We start from the raw sequence: 19,787 nt of genomic DNA on the forward strand, positions 1-19,787 counted from the left end.
GGCCACGCAGGGCGCCGAAGTAAAAGCGAGGGGTGAAGCGGGGAAAGGCAGCCGAAATCATATCTACTCTATGCTCTGCCCAAAAGCGCGGGCCCCGACAAGGAAATCATGGCAATTCTCGGCTGAAACCGTTAGTCGCGCGTGCCATGGATTCCAAGCACAACCAACCGACGCCTTACACCTATGCCGGTGCGGGCGTATCAATCGAGACCGGCAACGCGCTGGTCCGTGCCATTGCCCCGCTCGCCCGTGCGACGCGCCGTCCGGGCGCCGACGCGGATCTCGGCGGCTTTGGCGGTTTCTTCGACCTGAAGGCGGCGGGTTTCAACGATCCGTTGCTGGTCGCCGCGAACGATGGGGTGGGCACGAAGCTCAAGCTCGCCATCGAATCGGGCAAGCATGATGGTGTGGGCATCGACCTGGTCGCCATGTGCGCGAACGACCTGATCGTCCAGGGTGCCGAACCGCTGTTTTTCCTCGACTATTATGCCACCGGGAAACTCGACAATGATGTCGCGACCGAAGTCGTCGCGAGCATTGCCGAAGGCTGCAAACAGGCCGGCTGCGCGCTGATCGGCGGCGAAACCGCCGAAATGCCGGGCATGTATTCCGATGGCGATTACGACCTCGCGGGCTTCTGCGTCGGTGCGGTCGAGCGCGACCAGGTGCTCACCGCCGACAAGGTGGCGGCAGGCGACGTGATTTTGGGCCTTGCCTCGTCGGGTGTCCACTCGAACGGCTTTTCGCTCGTCCGCCGCCTTGCCGCGGACAAGGGGTGGAAACTCGACCGCCCGGCCCTGTTCGACCAGAATATCCTGCTGATCGACGCGCTGATGGCGCCGACGCGCATCTATGTCAAAAGCCTGCTGCCGCTGGTGAAGACCGGCCAGATCCACGCGCTCGCGCATATCACGGGCGGCGGGCTGCTCGAAAATATCCCGCGCATCCTGCCCAAGGCGCTGCACGCGCACATCGACGCCGACGCATGGGCGCAGCCGCGGTTGATGGCCTTTCTGCAAGCGCAGGGGAATATCGAACCCGAAGAAATGGCGCGGACGTTCAATTGCGGCATCGGGATGGCGGTCGTCGTGGCGGAAGCCGATGCTGACGCTGTGACCGCGGCGCTGGAAACCGCAGGCGAAACGGTGTTTCGCATCGGCCATATCGCTGCTGGCGACAAGGGCTGCACCGTGACCGGCAGCACCGAAACCTGGAGCGCGATGGGGGCGTGGAGCGCGACGCATAATGCATAACGCGGCAAAGTCCCCCTCCCGCTTGCGGGAGGGGCTAGGAGTGGGCGCGAGCGAAGCGAGTTCCTGCCATGTCGCTGCCCACCCCCGACCCCTCCCGCAAGCGGGAGGGGAGACGTGAAAGCCAAGGTCGCCGTCCTGATCTCGGGCGCCGGGACCAATATGGCGGCGTTGCTTTATGCCGCGAAGGCGGAGGCCTGTCCGTACGAGCTGGTGCTGGTAACGGGCGACAATCCCGAGGCGCCCGGTCTTTCGCTTGCCGAGGTCGAGGGGATTGCGGTCGTCCGCATTCCAAAACCGACGCCAAAAGATAAATCTCGGTTCTTTGCGGCGCTGGATATCCAGATTCGTAAGGCCGGCGCCGAATATATCGCGCTCGCCGGTTTTATGCGCATCCTGCCTGAAGATTTCGTCCGGGCTTGGGAAAACCGGATGCTCAATATTCACCCCAGTCTACTGCCGCGCTACAAGGGACTCGACACCCACCAGCGCGCGATCGACGCAGGCGACAAATCCGGCGGGTGCAGCGTCCATATCGTCACCCCCGGGGTCGATGATGGCCCGGTGCTCGCACAGACGCCGGTCGCGATCATCCCCGGCGATACCCCCGAAACCCTCGCGCGGCGGGTCCAGTTCGCGGAACACCAGCTTTACCCCGCCACCCTCGCCGCCTTCGTGACGCGCGAACGCTCGCCCGACTATCTGCGCGCCCGCGTGCGCGAACTCGCGATGGCGCTGCCCGAAGCCGACGAGGTCACTTCGCACGGCATGCCCTGTTTCGGGATCGTGAAGGGCAAGAAATTCGCCTATTTTACCGAGGATCACCACGGCGATGGCAAGATCGCGCTGCTGGTCAAGATCAGCGGCGCCGACGAACAGGCCGCGCTGATCGAGATGGACGCGGATCGCTATTACCGCCCCGCCTATTTCGGCGACGGCTGGATCGGCATCCGGCTCGACCTCGGCGATACCGAATGGGACGCGATCAGCGACTGGCTGCGCAAGAGCTGGCTGGCGGTCGCGCCGAAGAAACTGGCGGGTTTGATGGCTATTGCCGAAGATTTCTGACGAAAAAGGCCGCCGGATCGCTCCGGCGGCCCTTTGCTGCCCTAAGGCAAATGTCGTTTAACCGACGATTTCTTCGGGCTTGAAGAAATAGGCGATTTCGATCGCGGCGTTTTCGTCGCTGTCCGAACCGTGAACCGTGTTCGCTTCGATGCTTTCGGCCAGTTCCTTGCGGATCGTGCCGGGGGCGGCGTCCTTGGGGTTGGTGGCGCCCATGATGTCACGGTTGCGCTGCATTGCGTCTTCGCCCTCAAGGACCTGCACGACGACGGGGCCGCTGATCATGAAATCGACGAGTTCGCCGAAAAAGGGGCGTTCCTTGTGGACCGCGTAAAAGCCTTCGGCCTGTTCGCGGCTCATGTGGATGCGCTTCGACGCGACGACACGCAGGCCGGCGTCTTCCAGCATCTTGGTGACGGCGCCGGTGATGTTGCGACGCGTGGCGTCGGGCTTGATGATCGAGAAAGTGCGAGTGACCGCCATGGGGGAAGCTCCTGCTTTGTTATAGTTTGCGATGCGCGCGCCTCTAGCCGCGCTTTTGCTGCACTGCAAGGATAGAGCGCGCGTGCGCTAAGGCCCTTCCGACCAGCGGCCGTTTTCATCCTGTTTCCAGAAGCGATTATCGACATCCTCGCGCGCCGCCAGCGTGCGCCACAACGCGCGCGCGTCGTCGATCCGGCTGTTGTCGAAGAGCAGCAACACACGATCGAACGTCAGCGCCTCGTCGCGCCATTCGCCGTCCGCGAGCGCCACGATCGTCGCGCCATTGGGCGGCGGCGACGCGAGGATGCCCGAAATCAGGATCGGCTCGATCGCTTCGTCGGGCGACCCGGCATGGCCGTGCGGCAGGAAGCTGGCGGGGTTCAGCGTCCATAGCGCCTCGTCGATCGCCTGTCGCTGCATCGCGGGGGCGGCGACCACCAGCAGGCGGTCGCCATTTGCAAGAACGCGCGTCGCGAGCGCCGGAAGCACCCGCTCGGCGGGGTCGCGGGTCAGCCGGTAAAAGTCGACGCGCGCCACGCCCCCTGCCCTGCCCGGTTCAGCCTTCGTGGTTGGCCGCGATGTAGCGGTCGAGCAGGCGCACGCCATAGCCGGTCGCGCCTTTCGCCCACACCGGGCCGTCCTTGTCCGCCCACGCCATGCCCGCGATATCGAGATGCGCCCACGCGACGCCTTCGCCGACGAAGCGTTTCAGGAACTGCGCCGCGGTGATCGAACCGCCTTCGCGCGGGCCGATATTCTTCATGTCGGCGATCGGGCTGTCGATCAGCTTGTCATATGCGGGTGACAGCGGGAACCGCCACAGCTTGTTGTTGCTGGCTTCGCCCGCGGCGAGCAGGTCGGCGGCGAGCGTGTCGTCATTGGCAAAGATGCCCGCATATTCATGGCCGAGCGAGATCACCATCGCGCCGGTCAGCGTCGCAAGATCGACGATCACCTTGGGGTCATAGGCGCTTTGCGCCCAGCTGATCGCGTCGCACAGCACAAGCCGGCCTTCGGCATCGGTGTTGAGCACCTCGACCGTCTGGCCCGACATGGTGGTCACGACGTCGCCGGGGCGCATCGCGTTGCCGTCGGGCATATTTTCGACGAGGCCGACGACGCCGACGACATTCGCCTTGGCCCTGCGCCCCGCAATGGCCTTGATCGCGCCCGCGACCGCGCCTGCGCCGCCCATGTCCCATTTCATCATGTCCATGCCCGCGGCGGGCTTGATGCTGATGCCGCCGGTGTCGAAGGTCACGCCCTTGCCGATGAACACGACTGGCGCGTCGCCCGCATTGCCGCCGTTCCAGCGCATCGCGAGCAGCCGGGGCGGACGCGTCGACCCCTGTGCGACGCCCAGCAGCGCGCCCATGCCGAGCGCCTTCATCTGGCGTTCGTCGAGTATTTCGAGTTCGACGCCAAGGTCGGTCAGGTGCTGGCACCGTTCGACGAAGGTTTCGGGGTAAAGGATGTTCGGCGGTTCCGCGACGAGCGTCTGGGTCAGGGCGACGCCTTCGGCAATCGCCTCATTTTCCGCCCAGCGGCCGGACAGGTCGCCATGCGGCGACGCGATCGTCACCGTCTTCAGGCTCGGCTTCGCCGTATCCGCGAGGCGCGTGCGATAGGTGTCGAGGCGCCAGTTGCGGAGGCGCGCGCCCATCGCAAAGGCGAGCACATCGTCGGCATCGCTTTCGCCTGTGCTCGCAAAATCGACATGGACCGCCGTGACGCCGCTCGTTTGCAGCTTCGCGGTCAGCGCCGCGCCGCCGCGTTCGAGGTCCTGCTCGCCGCCCTCGCCGATCCCGACGAGCAGCAGGCGCTTCGCCTGGTCGCCGTCGATCGCCGCGGTCTCCGCCACCGTGCCCGCGGCGCCGTCGAAGCGCGCCTGCGCCGCCGCAGCGCCCAGCAGCGCGCCAAGCGCGCCAGCTTCGCCCTTGCGGACCGGAAAAGCGACGACGTCGGCAGACGCGTCGATTTGCGCGACAAACTGAATGTCCATGCCTTAACTTTCTTATGCGATGATTGATTGGAACGTGCCGGACCGATAGGGGTTTCGCCTGCGAGTTGCAAAAACAAAGCAGCCGGTCCAAGCCGGGTGGACGCTAAACAAAGTGTGGGACAAAGAATTTAGATGAGCTGGACTTTGTTCCATCGGGCGGCGCGTGCGCGGCCTTTCTGGCTGGCGACGGCCAGCGGCGTGGCCCTGGCTGCATGCCCGGTGATGGCCCAGAGCGAGGCGAATCCGGCCCAGGCGGAGGTGGCGGCGGGCGAACCCGACCTCCAGACCCCCGATGTCGTGCCGACGACCGCCGACGCCCCCGCGACGCCGTCCGCAGACCAGATCGGTTTCGCGGCCGACAACCTCAACTACGACAGCGAAAGCGAAGTCGTGGTGGCGGAGGGCAATGTCCAGATGAACCGCGAAGCGATCGAGATGCGCGCGGACAAGGTGACGTGGAACCGCCAGACGGGACGGGTCTTCGCCGAAGGCAATGTCACGATCAAGAACCCCGAAGGCGACACCGCCTATGGCGACAAGATCGAGCTGACCGACAGCCTGCGCGACGGCGTCGTCGAAAATCTCCTCGTCGTGCTCGACAATGGCTCGCGGCTCGCCGCGATCAAGGGCACGCGCTTCGACAATGGCAATATCGAGCTGGAGAATGCCGCTTACACCCCCTGCCCGGTCGAAGATGACGCGGGCTGTCCGAAAAACCCCAGCTGGCAGATCCGCGCCGTCCGCGTGCTGTACGACCGCGAAAAGAACAAGGTGCGCTACAAAGGCGCACGGGTCGAGATTTTCGGCTTGCCGCTCATCCCGCTCCCCGGGTTAAGCCATTCGATCAACAACGAGCCGAGCAGCGGCATCCTTGTCCCCGAAATCCGGCTCGATCGCAGTAACGGGTTTGAAATCGCGGTTCCCTATTATCTGCGGCTCGCGCCCGACCGCGACATCACGATCACGCCGCACGTCTATACCAGCGCGGCGCCGATGCTGGAGGGCGAGTTCCGCGCGCTGACCGACATCGGCTCGTTCCGCATCAACGGCTATGCGACCTATGGATCGCTCGTTCCGCTGACCGGCGAAGACCCCGACAGCCAGAAACGGTTTCGCGGCTATCTGGAAAGCGCGGGCAAATTCCAGTTCGATCCGCGGTGGAGCCTGACCTATTCGGGTCGCATCGCAACCGACCGCACCTTCATGCGCCGTTACGACATCAGCCGCGACGACCGCCTGCGGTCGACTTTCGAGCTCGAACGAATCGGCGGCAACTCCTATCTCTCGATCGCCGGCTGGGCGACCCAGACGCTGCGCGCCAACGATGTGCAGGGGCAACAGGCGATCGCGCTGCCGATCATCGACTATCGCCAGCGTTTCGACGATCCGCTGTTCGGCGGCCAGCTCGAACTGCAACTGAATACGCTCGCGATCGGCCGCACCGCCGGGCAGGACACGCAGCGCGCCTTTGCAGGCGCGCAATGGAATCTGCGCGGGCTGACCGCGCTCGGCCAGGAAGTGACATTGACCGCGCTCGTTCGCGGCGACGTCTATCACAGCGATGAAAATCTGCTGACCGCGATTCCCGGCTATCGCGGCGAGTCGGGCTGGCAGGCGCGCGGTATCGCCGCGGTGGCCGCCGACATGCGCTGGCCGTTCATCGGCGAATTCTTGGGCGGCACCCAGACGCTGACGCCGCGCGTCCAGATCGTCGCCACCCCGCCGATCAAGAATCTCGATATCCCGAACGAGGATTCGCGCGCGTTCGACCTCGAAGACAGCAATTTGTTCGCGATCAATCGGTTCAACGGCCATGATCGGTTCGAGGATGGCGCCCGGATCACCTATGGCATCGAATGGAATTTCAGCCGGCCGGGCTTCAACATCAGCAGCAGCGTCGGCCAAAGCTATCGCCTGTCGGACAAGCCCAGCCTGTTTCCCGATGGCACCGGGCTGACCGACCGGACGTCGGACGTCGTCGGCCGGACGACGATTGCCTATCGCGATTTCCTGCGCCTGACGCACCGCTTCCGGCTCGACAAGGACAATCTGGCGGTTCGCCGCAACGAATTTGACGCGACGATCGGCAGCCGTTCGACTTACGCCGTGCTCGGCTATTCACGGCTTAACCGCGACATCCTGTTGCTGGGCGAAGACCTGCAGGACCGCGAGGAAGTGCGGGCCGGCGGCCGCGTCGCATTCGCGAAAAACTGGTCGCTGTTCGGGTCGGCAATCGTTGACCTGACCCAGCAAAGCGACGATCCGCTGAGCGGCGCCGACGGGTTTGAACCGATACGCCACCGGCTGGGTGTCGCGTTCGACGACGAATGCCTGTCGATCGCGCTGACCTGGCGGCGCGATTATGCCGACACCGGCGATGCGCGGCGCGGCAACAGCTTCTCGTTCCGCATCGCGTTCCGAAACCTGGGTTTCTGACGGCGGATCTCGGCCGCCGGCCTTTCGTGCCTCTCGGCGCTAAGCGACACCGGAGGCATTTTTGACGCGCCCATGCGGATGTTTCGCCATCTTAAGGCCCAGCCCGCCCTCGCCGCTTCGCTCAGCCTAGGTTCAGCGTCCGGCGTATATGGTCGGGCATCAAATGGCGTCCGTGGCGGATTGCGCTGGACCATGAGGCGTGTCCGCTGATACGGAGCGTCCGGACTTTCTCGAATAGGGTAAAGATGACCAAATTTTCGACCATGACCGGCCTGATAGCCTTGGCTGCCGTCGGCGTTACGCCTGTGCTGGCCCAGACTGTCGCTGACAGCGAAGTGCCGACGACCAGCCTGAACATCCCCGGCAATGTGCAGCTTTTCGGCGACGCAAAGCCGAACGTCTACCGCCCGTCCGCGTCGGTGAACGGAGAGATTATCACCGCGACCGATATCGAGCAGCGCATGGCGCTGATCCGCATCGCGAACAACAATGTCGAACTGCCGCCGGAGGAAGTCCAGCGGCTGCGCAACCAGGTGTTCAGCAACCTGATCGACGAAAAATTGCAGATTCAGGAAGCCAAGGCGGCCGAAATCACGATCGACGAGAATGTCGTGAACGACCAGTTTGCGCGGCTCGCGACGCGGTTCAAGCAGACGCCCGACCAGTTTTCGGCCTATCTGGCCTCCCGCGGCTCGTCGGCGGCGGCCGTGAAGCAGCAGATCCGCGGCGAATTCGCGTGGGACCGCCTGTTGTCGCGCAACATCCAATCGACGACCAACGTCTCCCCTGAAGAGGTCGAGATCGTGGTCAAGCAGCTGACCGATTCCAAGGGGCAGGATGAATTCCACCTTGGCGAAATCTATCTGTCCGCCACCCCCGAAAATATCGCGGCGGTCAGCGAAAATGCCAAGAAGATCATGCAGGCGTTGCAGGCGGGCGGCAGCTTTGCAGCCTATGCACGCCAGTTTTCGGAGGCGTCGACGGCGGTAGTCGGCGGCGACCTTGGCTGGGTAAAGGCCGGCCAGCTGCCCGCTTCGATGGGCGATGCCGCGATGCAGATGCAGCCGGGCCAGCTTGTCGGTCCGGTCGAGGTGCCCGGCGGCATCTCGATCATGCTGATGATCGACCGCCGTCAGGTGCTGACCGCAGATCCGCGCGATGCGATCCTCAGCCTGAAACAGCTTTCGCTCGAATTTCCGGCGGGCACGTCACAGGCGAAGGCATCCGAACTCGCCGGCGATTTTGCCGAAAAGACCCGCGCCATTGCCGGTTGCGGCGCCGCCGACGCGGTGGCGCAGAGCCTGGGCGCCACCGTCGTGTCACGCGACAATATCGAAATGCGGGCACTGCCCGCCCCGCTCCAGGCCACGCTTGCCAATCTCCAGATCGGCCAGACGACGCAGCCTTTCGGCGCCGCGAACGAGGGCGTCAGCGTCCTCGTCCTGTGCGGCCGCGACATGCCGCAAACCGCGACGGCCCCGAATCTCGAGCAGATCGAACAGAAGCTGCTGGAAGACAAGGTCAACAAGCGGGCCCAGCGCTATCTGCGCGACCTGCGCCGGGATGCCGTGATCGAATACAGCTGATGTCGGAATATGATAATCGACGCCCGATCGCGGTCACCATGGGTGACCCGGCGGGCGTCGGTCCAGAGGTCACGGCCCGCGCGTGGGCCGCGCGCCGCGAAAACAGCCTGCCCCCCTTCGTCGCCATCGGCGATGCTGCCGCAATTTCCGCCGTTTGGGACGGCCCCGTCGCGCGCGTCACCGACATGGATGAGGTGGTGCGGGCCTTCGGCGACGCCCTGCCCGTCTGGCATCTGGAGGATAGCGGCCCGCTGACCCCCGGCCAGCCGACCCCGGCCGGTGCGACCTGTGCGCTCCACACGCTCGAAACCGGGATCGGCCTGACCCGCAACCAGGCGAGTTCGGCGTTGGTGACCGGATCGGTGTCGAAATATGCGCTGCACGGTATCGGCTATACGCATCCCGGCCAGACCGAATTTATCGCCGAACGATGCGGCGTGACCGCGACCAATGCGGTGATGATGCTCGCTGGGCCCGGCCTGCGCGTTGTCCCGCTGACCGTGCATATCCCGCTGGCCGAGGTGCCCGAACGGCTGACGAGCGAATTGATCGTCGCCAAGGCGCGCATCGTGGCGCGCGGCCTGCGACGCGATTTCGGGATCGACGCACCGCGCATCGCGCTCGCAGGGCTCAACCCGCACGCTGGTGAAAACGGCCAGCTGGGCAGCGAGGAAGACCGCATCATGGCCCCTGCCGTGGCGCAGCTCGCCGACGAAGGGCTGGTGGTCGACGGGCCGCTTGCCGCCGACGGCTTGTTCGCGCCAGCTATCCGCGAACGATATGATGCGCTGCTCTGCGCCTATCACGATCAGGCGCTGGCGCCGTTCAAAGCCCTGCATTTCCACGACGGCGTGAACCTGACGCTCGGGCTGCCGATCATCCGCACCTCGCCCGACCATGGCACGGCGTTCAATATCGCGGGCACTGGCGCCGCCGACCCCGGCCCGACGATCGCGGCGATCGCGATGGCCGCGCGGATGGCGCTGGCGCGCGAGCGCAACTGCGCGCCTGCCAAGTGAGGGTCGAACCCAAGGCTCCGCTGCCCCCGCTGCGGGAGACGGTGCGTACGCACGGCCTGTCGGCGAGCAAGGCGCTGGGCCAGAACTTCCTGTTCGACGAACAATTGCTCGACCGCATCGCAGCTTTGCCCGGCGATCTGGGCGGGGTAACGGTGTTCGAGGTTGGCCCCGGCCCTGGCGGCTTGACGCGCGCGCTGCTCCGTGCGGGTGCCAAGGTCATCGCGGTCGAGCGCGACGACCGCTGCCTGCCGCTGCTGGCCGAACTGGGCGACGCTTTTCCGGGGCAGCTGACCGTTATCGCCGACGACGCGATGGCGGTCGATGTCGATGCCGTCACCGGCGGCGAACCTTATCATATCGTCGCGAACCTGCCCTACAACGTCGGCACCGCGCTGTTCACGCGCTGGCTGGAGCCTGCGGCCTGGCCGCCGCGCTGGCTGTCGCTGACCCTGATGTTTCAGCTCGAGGTCGCCGAACGCATCGTCGCGCCGGTCGGCACCGGGGCCTATGGCCGCCTGGCGGTGCTTGCACAGTGGCGGTCGACCGCCAGGATCGCGATGAAAGTCCATCGTTCGGCTTTCACCCCGCCGCCCAAGGTGATGTCGGCGATCGTCCATGTGACGCCCGCAAGCCAGCCCGACGGCGTCGATCCGAAGCTTTTGTCCAAACTGACCGAAAAGGGTTTCGGCCAGCGTCGCAAGATGCTGCGGCAAAGCCTGAAGGGCGTCGAAGGCGCGGTCGATGGCGCCGAGGCCATCGGGATCGACCCGACCCGCCGCGCCGAAACGGTCAGCGTCGCCGAATGGATCGAACTCGCGCGGCACCTCGGTCGCTGACGGACATTGCGTCCGCTTTGCGACGGCCGGAACATCGGCCATCGGCCGAAAACCGACCGCAGCCTCTAGACACCGAAAAGTTTGTCGATCGTGTCGTCCAGATAGGGGCGATCGTGGAACAACCGCATCGGATCGCGGCGGTTTAGCCAAAAGCTCCCACCGTGGCGGTCGGTCAGCGCGCGCCGCGTCGTGTCCTGCAACAGGCGCAGGCGCATGACGGCGGTGCGCCGCGCCTTGGGCAAATCCACCGGCGCATGAAGCACGAAATGCGCCCTGATGCTCTCCACCCGCGCCGTGACGACATCGCTATAGCCTTGGTGCGGGCCGCGATGCAGCGCGTGTCCCCACCGCAGCGCCAAGGGCTCGCAGGCCGGAAGCATGAGCCCGTTACGCCCGAAATGCTGAAGCGCGAACCCCTCGGCGTGTAACTGCTCGAACATCGCTGCCATCTGGGGCCGCTGCAAAAGGGCGGCGGGGATCAGGTGATGACGCTGGAACCCGGTTCGCGGCGGCGGGGCGCCCTGCCAGCCGCGCGACGGCATCAACCGTCGCGCCCGAATTCGACAACCACCGTCGATCGCATTCTGCCGTCCGAAGGGCGCGGCAACAGGTCCATCCATTCGCCCGCCTCCAGCCCGCGCATCGTCCGGGCGGAGCGGATCGGGCCGTTGAGCATGATGTCGAGCGCAAGCCGCGAAAGCCGACGGACCATTTCGGCGACCGTCCAGCCGCCCGGTATTCGCGCTTCCAGTTCCTGCCCCGAAAAAATTGCCAGCCCTCGCGTTCCCATGCTCGCACCCGACCCCGTTTCCTGACGCCGAAATGCGACGAGGTGGAGCACCGGGGGCATCCCGCTCGCCAGCATTTCGGCGATCGACGCGCGGAACTGGGGCGCGTCAGACCAGAGCCGGGCCGGAGACCAGAACATATGGCTGGCGTCGAACAGGTCGATCAACAGCACCATCAGCTTGAAAAATTCGCGCATATGAATGGGCGGTTCGATCGACGCGTCCTTCGCCGCCGTTTCGGGCACGAAAACCCAGCATGCGCCGCGATCGCGCCATCCGGTCGGCAAGCTGGCGGCGAGCAGGCTGGTCGATGGGTGTTCGGGGTCCGCCATGGCTAGCGCCGGATCGGCGGCCGGACCGGCGAGCACCGATATCGACCCGAACGTCAGGCGAAAACAGGGGGCCGCGATCCGCGCCGCCGCGTCCGGGCCGGGCGCGCGCACCGGCTCGGGCTGCAACCCCATATGGCGAAGCGAGGTTTCGAGTTCCGCGTCGGACTGGCCCTGCATCGCCGCGCCGACGATCAGCGCGAAGGGCTCCGGCGGGACCGGAAGGATCAGTGTATCTTGGTCGCCGTCGTCCATCGCGTTGCACGGCCTTTGTGGGTTCGTCCTTGCATCGCAAGACTGTCCGCAATGTTCAAACGCTTATTGGCACATGTCGCGAAGTTAACCTTGCGAAGGCCGGCGTCAGATCGCAACCTGGCTCCCCAGTTCCACGACGCGGTTTGTGGGCAGACGGAAATATTCCATCGCGCTTTCCGAATTGCGCAGCATCCACGCGAACAGCTTTTCGCGCCAGATCGGCATCCCCGGCTTGCTCGCGGCGATCAGCGTCTGGCGCGACAGGAAAAAGCTGGTTTCCAGCATCTTGAACTCTCCGCCGCAACTCGTGACGCGGGTCAGCGCCTCGGGCACGTCGATCGGCTGCATGAAGCCGTAATTGAGCACGAGCCGATGGAAGCCCTGCCCCAGATCCTCCAGCAGGCAGAATTTCTCCTCCTGCACGAACGGCACGTCGGCGATCTTGATCGTCAGCAGGATGATCCGCGCGTGCAGCACCTTGTTGTGTTTGAGGTTGTGGAGCAGCGCGTGCGGCACACCGTCGCTGCTCGACGTCATGAATACCGCGGTGCCCGGCACGCGCGTCGCGCTGTTCGCCGCCGATTTGACGAAAACCGGGATCGGCATCGCGCCCTCGGCCATTTCCTGCTGCATCAGCTTGCGTCCGCGTGACCAGGTGGTGAGCAAGGTGAAGATGATCAGGCCGATCGCCAGCGGCACCCAGCCGCCGTCGGGCACCTTGATCAGATTCGCACCGAAATAGGCGATGTCGACGATGAAAAAGACCGCGAGAACCGGCAACGCCTTCCATGCCGGCCATTTCCACAATGTGAAAAGCACGACACTGAGCAAGCAGGTATCGATGAACATCGCCCCCGTCACCGCAATGCCATAGGCTGCGGCGAGGTTGCTCGACGATCCAAAGAAGAGGACGAGGATGATCACCATCACCATCAGCCCCCAATTGACCATCGGGATATAGATCTGCCCCGCCGCCGACGCGCTGGTGTGTTCCACGCGCAGGCGCGGCATGAAGCCCAGCTGGATCGCCTGCTGGGTCAGCGAGAAGGCACCCGAAATCACCGCCTGGCTCGCGATGATCGTCGCAAGTATCGCAAGGATGACGACGGGCACCTGCCAGGCGTCGGGCATCATCTGGAAAAAGGGATCGGCGATCAGGTCGCCGCGCGGCCCGCGTTCCGCATCGAGCACCATGGCTCCCTGGCCCATATAGTTCAGCATCAGCGCGGGCAGTACGAAGGTCAGCCAGCTCAGCCCGATCGGCCCGCGGCCGAAATGGCCCATGTCGGCGTAAAGCGCCTCGGCGCCCGTCACCGCCAACACCACCGCGCCCAGCGCGATGAACGCCGTAAACCCGTCGACATAGAAGAAACGCAGCGCATTCACCGGGTTCAGCGTTTCGACGATGATCCACGGATGATCGACGATATGGATAAGGCCGAGGATCGCCAGCATGGTGAAATAGGCGAGCATGATCGGGCCGAACAACATCCCGACTTTCGCCGTCCCGCGCGACTGGATCGCGAATAGCGCAATCAGGATCGCGAGCGCGATCGGCACGATATAGGGTTCAAACCCCTTGTTTACGTAACTGAGCCCCTCGGTCGCCGAAAGCACCGACATCGCTGGGGTGATCATGCTGTCGCCATAAAAGAGCGCGGTGGCGAACACGCCGAGCAGGATAATCGGCCACGTCCAGCGTTTTTCGCCCGACGAACGACTGATCAGCGCGAGCAGCGCCAGGCTGCCGCCTTCGCCCTTGTTGTCGGCCCGCATGATCGTCAGAACATATTTGAACGTGACGACCAGCATCATCGACCAGAAGACGAGGCTCAGCACACCATAGATGTGCAGCCGGTCGACCTCGATCGGATGATGCCCGGCGAATGTCTCGCGAAACGCGTAAAGCGGGCTGGTGCCGATGTCACCGAACACCACGCCAATCGCCCCGACGGCAAGCTTCAGCTTGCCATCGCCATGATGTCCATGGCCCGGATGGACCGTATCGGCGGCGGCCGGTGCGGCGCTTTCGGCGCCGCTTGCCCCTTGGTGCGACTCAGCAGTCATCGCGCGCCTTTAGACGAGCCCGCGCTGTTGGAATAGCTTTCAAATCAAGACCCACCCGGCGCGTCGGATGGCGGCGGCGGCGTGCCGAGCGCCTGGTGCAATTGCGCCAACCGCATCTCCAGATCGGGGCGCCACGGCGCGTCGGCGGGGCTCCGCGCCAGAAGCTGGCTCCACACCGCCTCCGCCCCTTTCAGGTCACCGCCCTGCGCCAGCGCCAATCCGGCGAAAAAGGGCGGCGCAGGATGCGACGGATCGCGCCTCGCCGCCTCGTCGAACGCCAGCGCCGCCGCCGGCGACATGACCCCGCCGCCATGCGCGGCAAGCGCGTTGCCAAGGCCGACCCACAGGTCGACATTATCGGGATATTTCTCCAGCCCTTTTTCCAGCGTCTGCGCCGCCAGTTCGGTCTTGCCGGTGCGCGCAAAGCCGTCGGACATGCCAAGCCACTGCGCCGCTGGGCCAAATCGTTCCGCCATGCCCTGCCGCTGGTCGGTGATCGCATCGCCGAACCCTTCCGGCTCTTCGGGCGCCGCCACCGGCTTGCCCGGCAAGGACGGGCTGCCCTGCAGGGCATAGCCGGCGAGCCCGAGCATGACCGCCGCCGCCGCCAGCGGCCGCGACGCGGCGGGCAGTTTGCCGATCCAGAAAATGCCCCCGATGACCGCCACGGCGACCAGCATGATCCACAGCCAGATCATGCCGCCTCCTCCCCGTCGCCTTCGCTACGGCGGAACCGGCCGAAAGCCAGCCATCCGCCCAGCGCCAGGAACAACAAGGGGCCAAGCCACAGAAAGGCGGTCGCGGCATCGAAAGGCGGGTCATAGCTGACCCAATTGCCATAGCGCGCAACGAGCCAGGTCTTGATTTCGTCCGGGCTCTCGCCCGCGGCAATCTTGCTGCGCACCTCGTGCCGCATGTCCCCCGCCAGCGGCGCGTCGCTGTCGGCAATCGACTGGCCCTGACAGACCAGACAGCGCAATTCCTCCATCAACGCCTTCGCGCGCGCCTCCTTCGCCGGATCGCGCAGCTGCTCGTAGGCGTAGGGCGCAGGCGGCAGCCGGTCCTGCGCGGCCGTCGGCAAGCCGAGACCGAATGAGACGAGGACAAGCAAAAGAGCAAACGCGCCCCTCACTTCATCGCCTCCAGCTTCGCCACGATTTCGGGCACCTGGTCGGCCAGGATCACGCCCTGGATTTGCTCGCGGATGATGCCCTTGCCGTCGATCAGGAAGGTTTCGGGAACCCCCGACGACCCCAGCGCGATCTGGACGCTGCTCTGCATGTCCGACCCGATGCGGTCGAACGGGTTGCCATATTCGCGCAGGAACATCGCGACGTCTTCGGGCCGGTCGCGGATCGCGATGCCGTCGATCGGCACCCCTGCCGCCTTCAACGCCTCGAGCTGCGGCGCCTCGGCGCGGCACGGGATGCACCAGCTTGCGAAGACATTGACCAGCCGCGGGCGGCCGTCGGCAAGCTGGCTGCTCTTCAGCCCTTCGACGCCCGCGGTCGCGGGCGGCAAGTCGAACAGCGGCATCGGCTTGTCGATCCATTGCGACTGGATCAACGTCTCAGCGGGTGTCACCAGCCGATAAACGAAGGCACCGAACAGCAATCCCATGATCGCCAGCGGCACAAAAAGGACCCAGCGATTGGTCATGGCGCAAAACGCTCCTGTGCTTTCCGGTGACGCCGCGCACGCCAGATGCCCACCAACTGCGCGCGGCCGAGCAGCGACAGCGATGCGCCCAGCGCGATCAGTCCGCCGCCGAGCCATATCCACCACACCAGCGGCTTCCACCACAGGCGGATCTGGTAACGGTCGGCCCGGCCATCGTCGCCCGCCACCGGCTGCCCCAGCACGGCGTAAAGCTGCCCGCCCGGCCGCGTCAGCAGCGCCGCTTCGTTCGTTTCGGTCGGCGCGGTGCCCAGCAAGCCGGGAAAGGTCCGCGCTTCGGGGCGCATGACAAAGCTGCCGCCCGACGACGTCGTCGCGACCAGCGTGCCTTCGATCGCCGTATAATTCGGTCCGGCGACGGGTTTGACGCCGACGAACCGCACCGAAAAATCGCCCACCTTTACCACATCGCCCGGCGCCGCGGCGACCAGCCGTTCCTTGATGAAGGCGCTTTCCGCGCCCATGCCGGCCAGACACACGGCGACACCGAAATGCGCGATCACCATGCCCCATGTCGGCAGCGGCGTGCGGCGCAGATTGCGGCCCCACAGCGGCGCAAGGCTTGCAACCGCGACGACGCCCGCCACGGTCATGCCAAGCAGGGGCAATATCCCGACGGTCCCGCCGAACAGGATCAGCGCGAACAACACCGCCGCCCCGGCCAAGATCGCCAGCGGCAGCCGCGACCAAAGCCGCTTTCCGTCATCCTTGCGCCAGCTGAGCAGCGGCCCCGCAACCATCACGAGGCACAAGATCAGCGCGAGCGGTCCGGCAACGCGGTTGTAATAGGGCGGGCCGACCGAAATCTTCTCTCCCATCGCCTCGGCGACGATCGGATAGAGCGTGCCGAGGAGAACGAGCGCGAGGATCGTCGTCAGCAGCAAATTATTGATCACCAGCGAGCCTTCGCGGCTGAGCAAGGCAAATTTCTTGCCCTCGGCGACGCTTCCGGCGCGCAGCGCGAACAGTGTCAACGCGCCGCCGATATAAATTGCCATCAACGCCAGCAGGAAGGTTCCGCGCTCGGGATCGACCGCAAAGCTGTGCACGCTGGTCAGCAGGCCCGATCGGACGATGAACGTGCCGACCATCGACATCGAAAAACCGATGACCGCGAGCATGACCGTCCAAGCGCGCAGGGCATTGCGGGTCGCGGTCACCGCAACCGAGTGCAACAGTGCCGCGCCCGCCAGCCAGGGGATCAGCGACACATTCTCGACCGGGTCCCAGAACCACCAGCCGCCCCAGCCGAGCTCATAATAGGCCCAATAGCTGCCCGCCGTGATGCCGAGCGTCAGGAATATCCAGCTGCCGAGCACCCACGGGCGCATGGCGCGCGCGAACGCCGGGCCGATTTCGCGCGTAATCAGCGCGCCGACCGCAAAGCTGAACGCGACCGACAGCCCGACATAACCGACGTAAAGTGTCGGCGGATGGAAGGCCAGCCCGATGTCCTGGAGCAGCGGATTGAGCCCCTGCCCGTCAGGCGGCGCGACCGCCAGGCGATTGAAGGGATTGGACGAAAAAAGCAGGAAGGCAAAGAAGCCAAGGCTCAGCGCCGCTTGCGCGGCAAGCGTCGCCACCAGCGTATCTTCGCGCAGCCGCCGCTCGAATATCGCGATCAGCGCGCCTGACAGCGACAGGATCATCAGCCACAGCAGCATCGACCCTTCGTGGTTGCCCCATGTTCCCGCAATCTTGAAGATCATGGGCTTCAGGCTGTTGCTGTTGCGCGCCACCAGTTCGACCGACATGTCGGACCGCACGAACAGCGCGATCAGCAGACCGAAGGCGGCCGTCGTCAGCACCCCCTGTGCCACGCTCGCCGGGCGGACCAGCGCCGCCATATCCTTTTGTCCGCCGCGCAGATACAGCGCCCCGGCGATCAGCGACAGGCACGCCAGCGCCGCCGCGATCCACAGCAGGGCAAGGCCGAGTTCGGCGATCACAACCCGACCTCCGTCACCCCGGCGAAGGCCGGGGTCTCGCCCTCGGCGCCCATACGCGCCGCTGAGATCCCGACCTTCGTCGGGATGACGATGCAAAGGATATGGCTCACGCCGTCGGCGCCTTCATATTTTTCGGCATATCGCCCATCTGCGGCGGCATATAGCGTTCGTCATGCTTCGCCAGGATGCGGTCGGCAACGAACGTCCCGTCGGCGCGCATCCGGCCGTCGGCCACCATGCCGCTCTCTTCGCCGAACAGGTCGGGTACGATGCCCTTATACTCGACCGGGACCGACGCTTTTCCATCGGTCGCGACGAAGCGGATCGTCAGGCCATCGGCCTGCCGTTCGATGCTACCCTTTGCGACCATGCCGCCCAGCCGCATCGCTTCGCCGACCTCGGCCTTGCCACCCTTGATTTCGACCGGGGTGCGGAAATAGGCGGCCTCGTCGCGCAGCGCGCTCGCCGCGAGCACGCCGGCGCCTGCCACGCCGGTCAGCGCGACCAGGGCCAGAATCAATCTTTGGTGCTTGGCTTTCACTTGCGATCCCTTCGCAGAGCATCGCTGCGCTTTTCGGCCTTGGTCATCGCGCGCCAGCTGGTCCACAGGACAATCCCGGTCAGCACCACCGTCAGCCCATAGGCCGCGGCGACAAAAGCCCATTGACCGCCCCCGCTGATCACCCCCGTCACGCTCTATATCCCTTCGTCGTCGGCCAACCGCCGCAATCGCGCCGCCACGCGGTTATCGGCAATAATTCGCCGCATCCGCATCAGCACGATGGCACCGAACAACAGCGAAAAACCCAGCACGGTCAAGCCCAGCGGCCACAACAGGGCGCCGTCGATGCTCGAACCGCGCAGCGTGATGCTCGGCCCTTGGTGCAGGCTGTTCCACCACACGACGCTGCGGTTGATGATCGGGATGTTGATCGCGCCGACCAGCGCATAGATCGCCGCGCCGCGCGACAGCGAACCGCCTTGTCGCTGGCTGTCGTCGCCGGTGGTGAGCGCGATAAAGCCCGCATAGAGAAACAGCAGGACCAGCATCGAGGTCATCCGCCCGTCCCATTCCCACCATGTGCCCCAGGTCGGGCGGCCCCAGATCGACCCGGTCGCAAGGCACAGCGCAGTGAACAGCATTCCCGGCACCGCGATGGCGCGCGCCGCGATGCCCGACAACGGATGGCGCCACACCAGCTGGACCAGCCCCGCGACCGCGAGCGACGTCCAGCCGCCCATGCCGAGCCAGGCCGACGGAACGTGAACGTACAGAATCCGCGCGGTTTCGCCCTGCTTGTAATCGCCCGGCACCATCGTCAGCCCGGCCCAAGCGCCCGCGAGCACGAGCAACAGCCCGGCGCCGAGCAACCACGGCGTCAGCGGCTTGGCGATCGCCAGAAAACGGGTCGGATTGGCATAGGCGTGCATCGGTTTCGCGTCGTCCTTAGGCGAGCCGGACTGGAGGGTCCAGCAATTTGCCCGGCGCGACCCGGCGGACCCCATGTCACGTGCCCGACGCTTGAGGTCAAGCGTCGGGTTGCAACCTCCTCGTCACCCCGGACTTGATCCGGGGACCACGACTTCGGCGGCGGCCATGGATCCCGGATCAAGTCCGGGATGACGAAGGAAGCGAAATCGCCTTGCGCGAACTCAACCCTCCGGCCGCGTCCATATCCAGCTTCCCGTCACCGCAGCCGCAATCACGGGCAACATCACCCACGGCCAGGGCGAGAGGATTGCGGCCAGGACGATGCTGACCGCGAATGCCGCGGTAGCGGCCATCTTGCCCTTGCGGCTGATCGCCCCCTTTTCGCGCCACGCAGCGATATGGTGCCCGAAATGCGGATGGGTGAGCAACCAGGCCTCAAGCTGCGGCGAGGAGCGCGCAAAGCAAAAGGCGGCCAGGATCACGAACGGCACGGTCGGCAACAGCGGCAGGAAAGCGCCAATCGCACCCAGGCCCAGCGCCGCCCAGCCCGCGATCAGATAGAAATGCCGTTTCATCGACGGCTGGCTTAGCGGAAATCCGATCCCGCGCCAGC

The 19,787-nt window shown here is 65.3% G+C and carries 20 protein-coding genes; 6 read left to right on the forward strand and 14 right to left on the reverse strand.

What is annotated here, in order from left to right:
- The first annotated feature begins 146 nt into the window (after positions 1–146).
- Both purM and purN read left to right on the forward strand, forming a co-directional pair.
- On the forward strand, positions 147–1,253 hold the full coding sequence (gene purM, locus A3E77_RS17745; RefSeq protein ID WP_293648446.1) for a phosphoribosylformylglycinamidine cyclo-ligase: 1,107 nt from the start codon (positions 147–149) through the stop codon (positions 1,251–1,253).
- A gap of 159 nt (positions 1,254–1,412) precedes the next feature.
- Complete coding sequence (gene purN / locus A3E77_RS17750) at positions 1,413–2,318, forward strand: phosphoribosylglycinamide formyltransferase (protein WP_458574469.1); 906 nt, start codon at positions 1,413–1,415, stop codon at positions 2,316–2,318.
- A gap of 57 nt (positions 2,319–2,375) precedes the next feature.
- On the opposite strand, the gene ndk is transcribed toward purN, so the two are convergent.
- The 3 genes from ndk to A3E77_RS17765 form a co-directional block, all read right to left on the reverse strand.
- A complete protein-coding gene (ndk, locus tag A3E77_RS17755) occupies positions 2,376–2,798 on the reverse strand; it encodes a nucleoside-diphosphate kinase (protein ID WP_039575124.1) in 423 nt (140 codons plus the stop codon).
- Positions 2,799–2,885: 87 nt separating this feature from the next.
- Complete coding sequence (locus tag A3E77_RS17760) at positions 2,886–3,335, reverse strand: DNA polymerase III subunit chi (RefSeq protein WP_293648452.1); 450 nt, start codon at positions 3,333–3,335, stop codon at positions 2,886–2,888.
- Between the two features lie 19 nt (positions 3,336–3,354).
- Entirely contained in the window at positions 3,355–4,800 is a 1,446-nt protein-coding gene (locus A3E77_RS17765) for a leucyl aminopeptidase (RefSeq protein ID WP_293648455.1), read from the reverse strand.
- A 132-nt stretch (positions 4,801–4,932) separates the two neighbouring features.
- Here A3E77_RS17765 and A3E77_RS17770 point away from each other — a divergent pair, with 132 nt between their 5' ends.
- The 4 genes from A3E77_RS17770 (at position 4,933) to rsmA (ending at position 10,677) form a co-directional block, all read left to right on the forward strand.
- A complete protein-coding gene (locus tag A3E77_RS17770; RefSeq protein WP_293648458.1) occupies positions 4,933–7,236 on the forward strand; it encodes an LPS-assembly protein LptD in 2,304 nt (767 codons plus the stop codon).
- Between the two features lie 245 nt (positions 7,237–7,481).
- Positions 7,482–8,822 carry a peptidylprolyl isomerase gene (locus A3E77_RS17775; RefSeq protein WP_293648461.1) on the forward strand — a complete coding sequence of 447 codons (1,341 nt, stop codon included), beginning with the start codon at positions 7,482–7,484 and terminating at the stop codon, positions 8,820–8,822.
- Positions 8,822–9,841 carry a 4-hydroxythreonine-4-phosphate dehydrogenase PdxA gene (gene pdxA, locus A3E77_RS17780; protein ID WP_293648464.1) on the forward strand — a complete coding sequence of 340 codons (1,020 nt, stop codon included), beginning with the start codon at positions 8,822–8,824 and terminating at the stop codon, positions 9,839–9,841. Before A3E77_RS17775 ends, pdxA begins: the two co-directional genes overlap by 1 nt.
- Before the next feature lie 20 nt (positions 9,842–9,861).
- Positions 9,862–10,677 (forward strand): 16S rRNA (adenine(1518)-N(6)/adenine(1519)-N(6))-dimethyltransferase RsmA, encoded by an 816-nt coding sequence (gene rsmA, locus A3E77_RS17785; protein WP_293648657.1) that lies wholly within the window; start codon positions 9,862–9,864, stop codon positions 10,675–10,677.
- Positions 10,678–10,742: 65 nt separating this feature from the next.
- Here rsmA and A3E77_RS17790 read toward each other — a convergent pair whose 3' ends face one another.
- From A3E77_RS17790 to A3E77_RS17840, 11 genes are all read right to left on the reverse strand, one after another.
- The gene (locus A3E77_RS17790; RefSeq protein WP_293648467.1) at positions 10,743–11,219 is read right to left on the reverse strand and encodes an AHH domain-containing protein; all 477 of its coding nucleotides are present in this window, start codon (positions 11,217–11,219) and stop codon (positions 10,743–10,745) included.
- Positions 11,219–12,049, reverse strand: a complete 831-nt coding sequence (locus A3E77_RS17795; RefSeq protein WP_293648470.1) for a hypothetical protein — start codon at positions 12,047–12,049, stop codon at positions 11,219–11,221. Before A3E77_RS17795 ends, A3E77_RS17790 begins: the two co-directional genes overlap by 1 nt.
- Positions 12,050–12,154: 105 nt before the next feature.
- Positions 12,155–14,116: a potassium transporter Kup gene (locus A3E77_RS17800; RefSeq protein ID WP_293648473.1), complete on the reverse strand. Its 1,962-nt coding sequence runs from the start codon at positions 14,114–14,116 to the stop codon at positions 12,155–12,157.
- 44 nt (positions 14,117–14,160) lie between these two features.
- Positions 14,161–14,814, reverse strand: coding sequence for a tetratricopeptide repeat protein (locus A3E77_RS17805; RefSeq protein ID WP_293648476.1), 654 nt, complete (start codon positions 14,812–14,814; stop codon positions 14,161–14,163).
- A complete protein-coding gene (locus tag A3E77_RS17810; RefSeq protein WP_293648479.1) occupies positions 14,811–15,197 on the reverse strand; it encodes a cytochrome c-type biogenesis protein in 387 nt (128 codons plus the stop codon). The genes A3E77_RS17805 and A3E77_RS17810 overlap by 4 nt, the downstream gene beginning before the upstream one ends.
- Positions 15,198–15,244: 47 nt before the next feature.
- Positions 15,245–15,775 (reverse strand): DsbE family thiol:disulfide interchange protein, encoded by a 531-nt coding sequence (locus tag A3E77_RS17815; RefSeq protein ID WP_293648482.1) that lies wholly within the window; start codon positions 15,773–15,775, stop codon positions 15,245–15,247.
- A complete protein-coding gene (locus tag A3E77_RS17820) occupies positions 15,772–17,742 on the reverse strand; it encodes a heme lyase CcmF/NrfE family subunit (protein WP_293648485.1) in 1,971 nt (656 codons plus the stop codon). Before A3E77_RS17820 ends, A3E77_RS17815 begins: the two co-directional genes overlap by 4 nt.
- A gap of 106 nt (positions 17,743–17,848) precedes the next feature.
- Positions 17,849–18,283 (reverse strand): cytochrome c maturation protein CcmE, encoded by a 435-nt coding sequence (ccmE, locus tag A3E77_RS17825; RefSeq protein WP_293648487.1) that lies wholly within the window; start codon positions 18,281–18,283, stop codon positions 17,849–17,851.
- A complete protein-coding gene (locus tag A3E77_RS17830) occupies positions 18,280–18,435 on the reverse strand; it encodes a hypothetical protein (RefSeq protein WP_293648489.1) in 156 nt (51 codons plus the stop codon). Before A3E77_RS17830 ends, ccmE begins: the two co-directional genes overlap by 4 nt.
- A gap of 3 nt (positions 18,436–18,438) precedes the next feature.
- Positions 18,439–19,173, reverse strand: coding sequence for a heme ABC transporter permease CcmC (gene ccmC / locus A3E77_RS17835; protein WP_293648491.1), 735 nt, complete (start codon positions 19,171–19,173; stop codon positions 18,439–18,441).
- Positions 19,174–19,395: 222 nt separating this feature from the next.
- Positions 19,396–19,749, reverse strand: a complete 354-nt coding sequence (locus A3E77_RS17840; RefSeq protein ID WP_293648493.1) for a YbaN family protein — start codon at positions 19,747–19,749, stop codon at positions 19,396–19,398.
- Between the last annotated feature and the right edge of the window lie 38 nt (positions 19,750–19,787).

Origin of the sequence: Sphingopyxis sp. RIFCSPHIGHO2_12_FULL_65_19, assembly GCF_001830555.1 — a bacterium.
In the GTDB taxonomy this organism is placed as follows: Bacteria; Pseudomonadota; Alphaproteobacteria; order Sphingomonadales; family Sphingomonadaceae; genus Sphingopyxis.

Bases quoted from the DNA above. Each gene is read 5' to 3' on its own strand.
- A3E77_RS17795 (WP_293648470.1), bottom strand. From the start codon at position 12,049: ATGGACGACGGCGACCAAGATACACTGATCCTTCCGGTCCCGCCGGAG.
- ccmC (WP_293648491.1), bottom strand. From the start codon at position 19,173: ATGCACGCCTATGCCAATCCGACCCGTTTTCTGGCGATCGCCAAGCCG.
- ndk (WP_039575124.1), bottom strand. From the start codon at position 2,798: ATGGCGGTCACTCGCACTTTCTCGATCATCAAGCCCGACGCCACGCGT.
- A3E77_RS17765 (WP_293648455.1), bottom strand. From the start codon at position 4,800: ATGGACATTCAGTTTGTCGCGCAAATCGACGCGTCTGCCGACGTCGTC.
- A3E77_RS17775 (WP_293648461.1), top strand. From the start codon at position 7,482: ATGACCAAATTTTCGACCATGACCGGCCTGATAGCCTTGGCTGCCGTC.
- A3E77_RS17840 (WP_293648493.1), bottom strand. From the start codon at position 19,749: ATGAAACGGCATTTCTATCTGATCGCGGGCTGGGCGGCGCTGGGCCTG.
- A3E77_RS17800 (WP_293648473.1), bottom strand. From the start codon at position 14,116: ATGACTGCTGAGTCGCACCAAGGGGCAAGCGGCGCCGAAAGCGCCGCA.
- A3E77_RS17790 (WP_293648467.1), bottom strand. From the start codon at position 11,219: ATGCCGTCGCGCGGCTGGCAGGGCGCCCCGCCGCCGCGAACCGGGTTC.
- A3E77_RS17805 (WP_293648476.1), bottom strand. From the start codon at position 14,814: ATGATCTGGCTGTGGATCATGCTGGTCGCCGTGGCGGTCATCGGGGGC.
- purN (WP_458574469.1), top strand. From the start codon at position 1,413: ATGGCGGCGTTGCTTTATGCCGCGAAGGCGGAGGCCTGTCCGTACGAG.
- purM (WP_293648446.1), top strand. From the start codon at position 147: ATGGATTCCAAGCACAACCAACCGACGCCTTACACCTATGCCGGTGCG.
- A3E77_RS17770 (WP_293648458.1), top strand. From the start codon at position 4,933: ATGAGCTGGACTTTGTTCCATCGGGCGGCGCGTGCGCGGCCTTTCTGG.
- A3E77_RS17815 (WP_293648482.1), bottom strand. From the start codon at position 15,775: ATGACCAATCGCTGGGTCCTTTTTGTGCCGCTGGCGATCATGGGATTG.
- pdxA (WP_293648464.1), top strand. From the start codon at position 8,822: ATGTCGGAATATGATAATCGACGCCCGATCGCGGTCACCATGGGTGAC.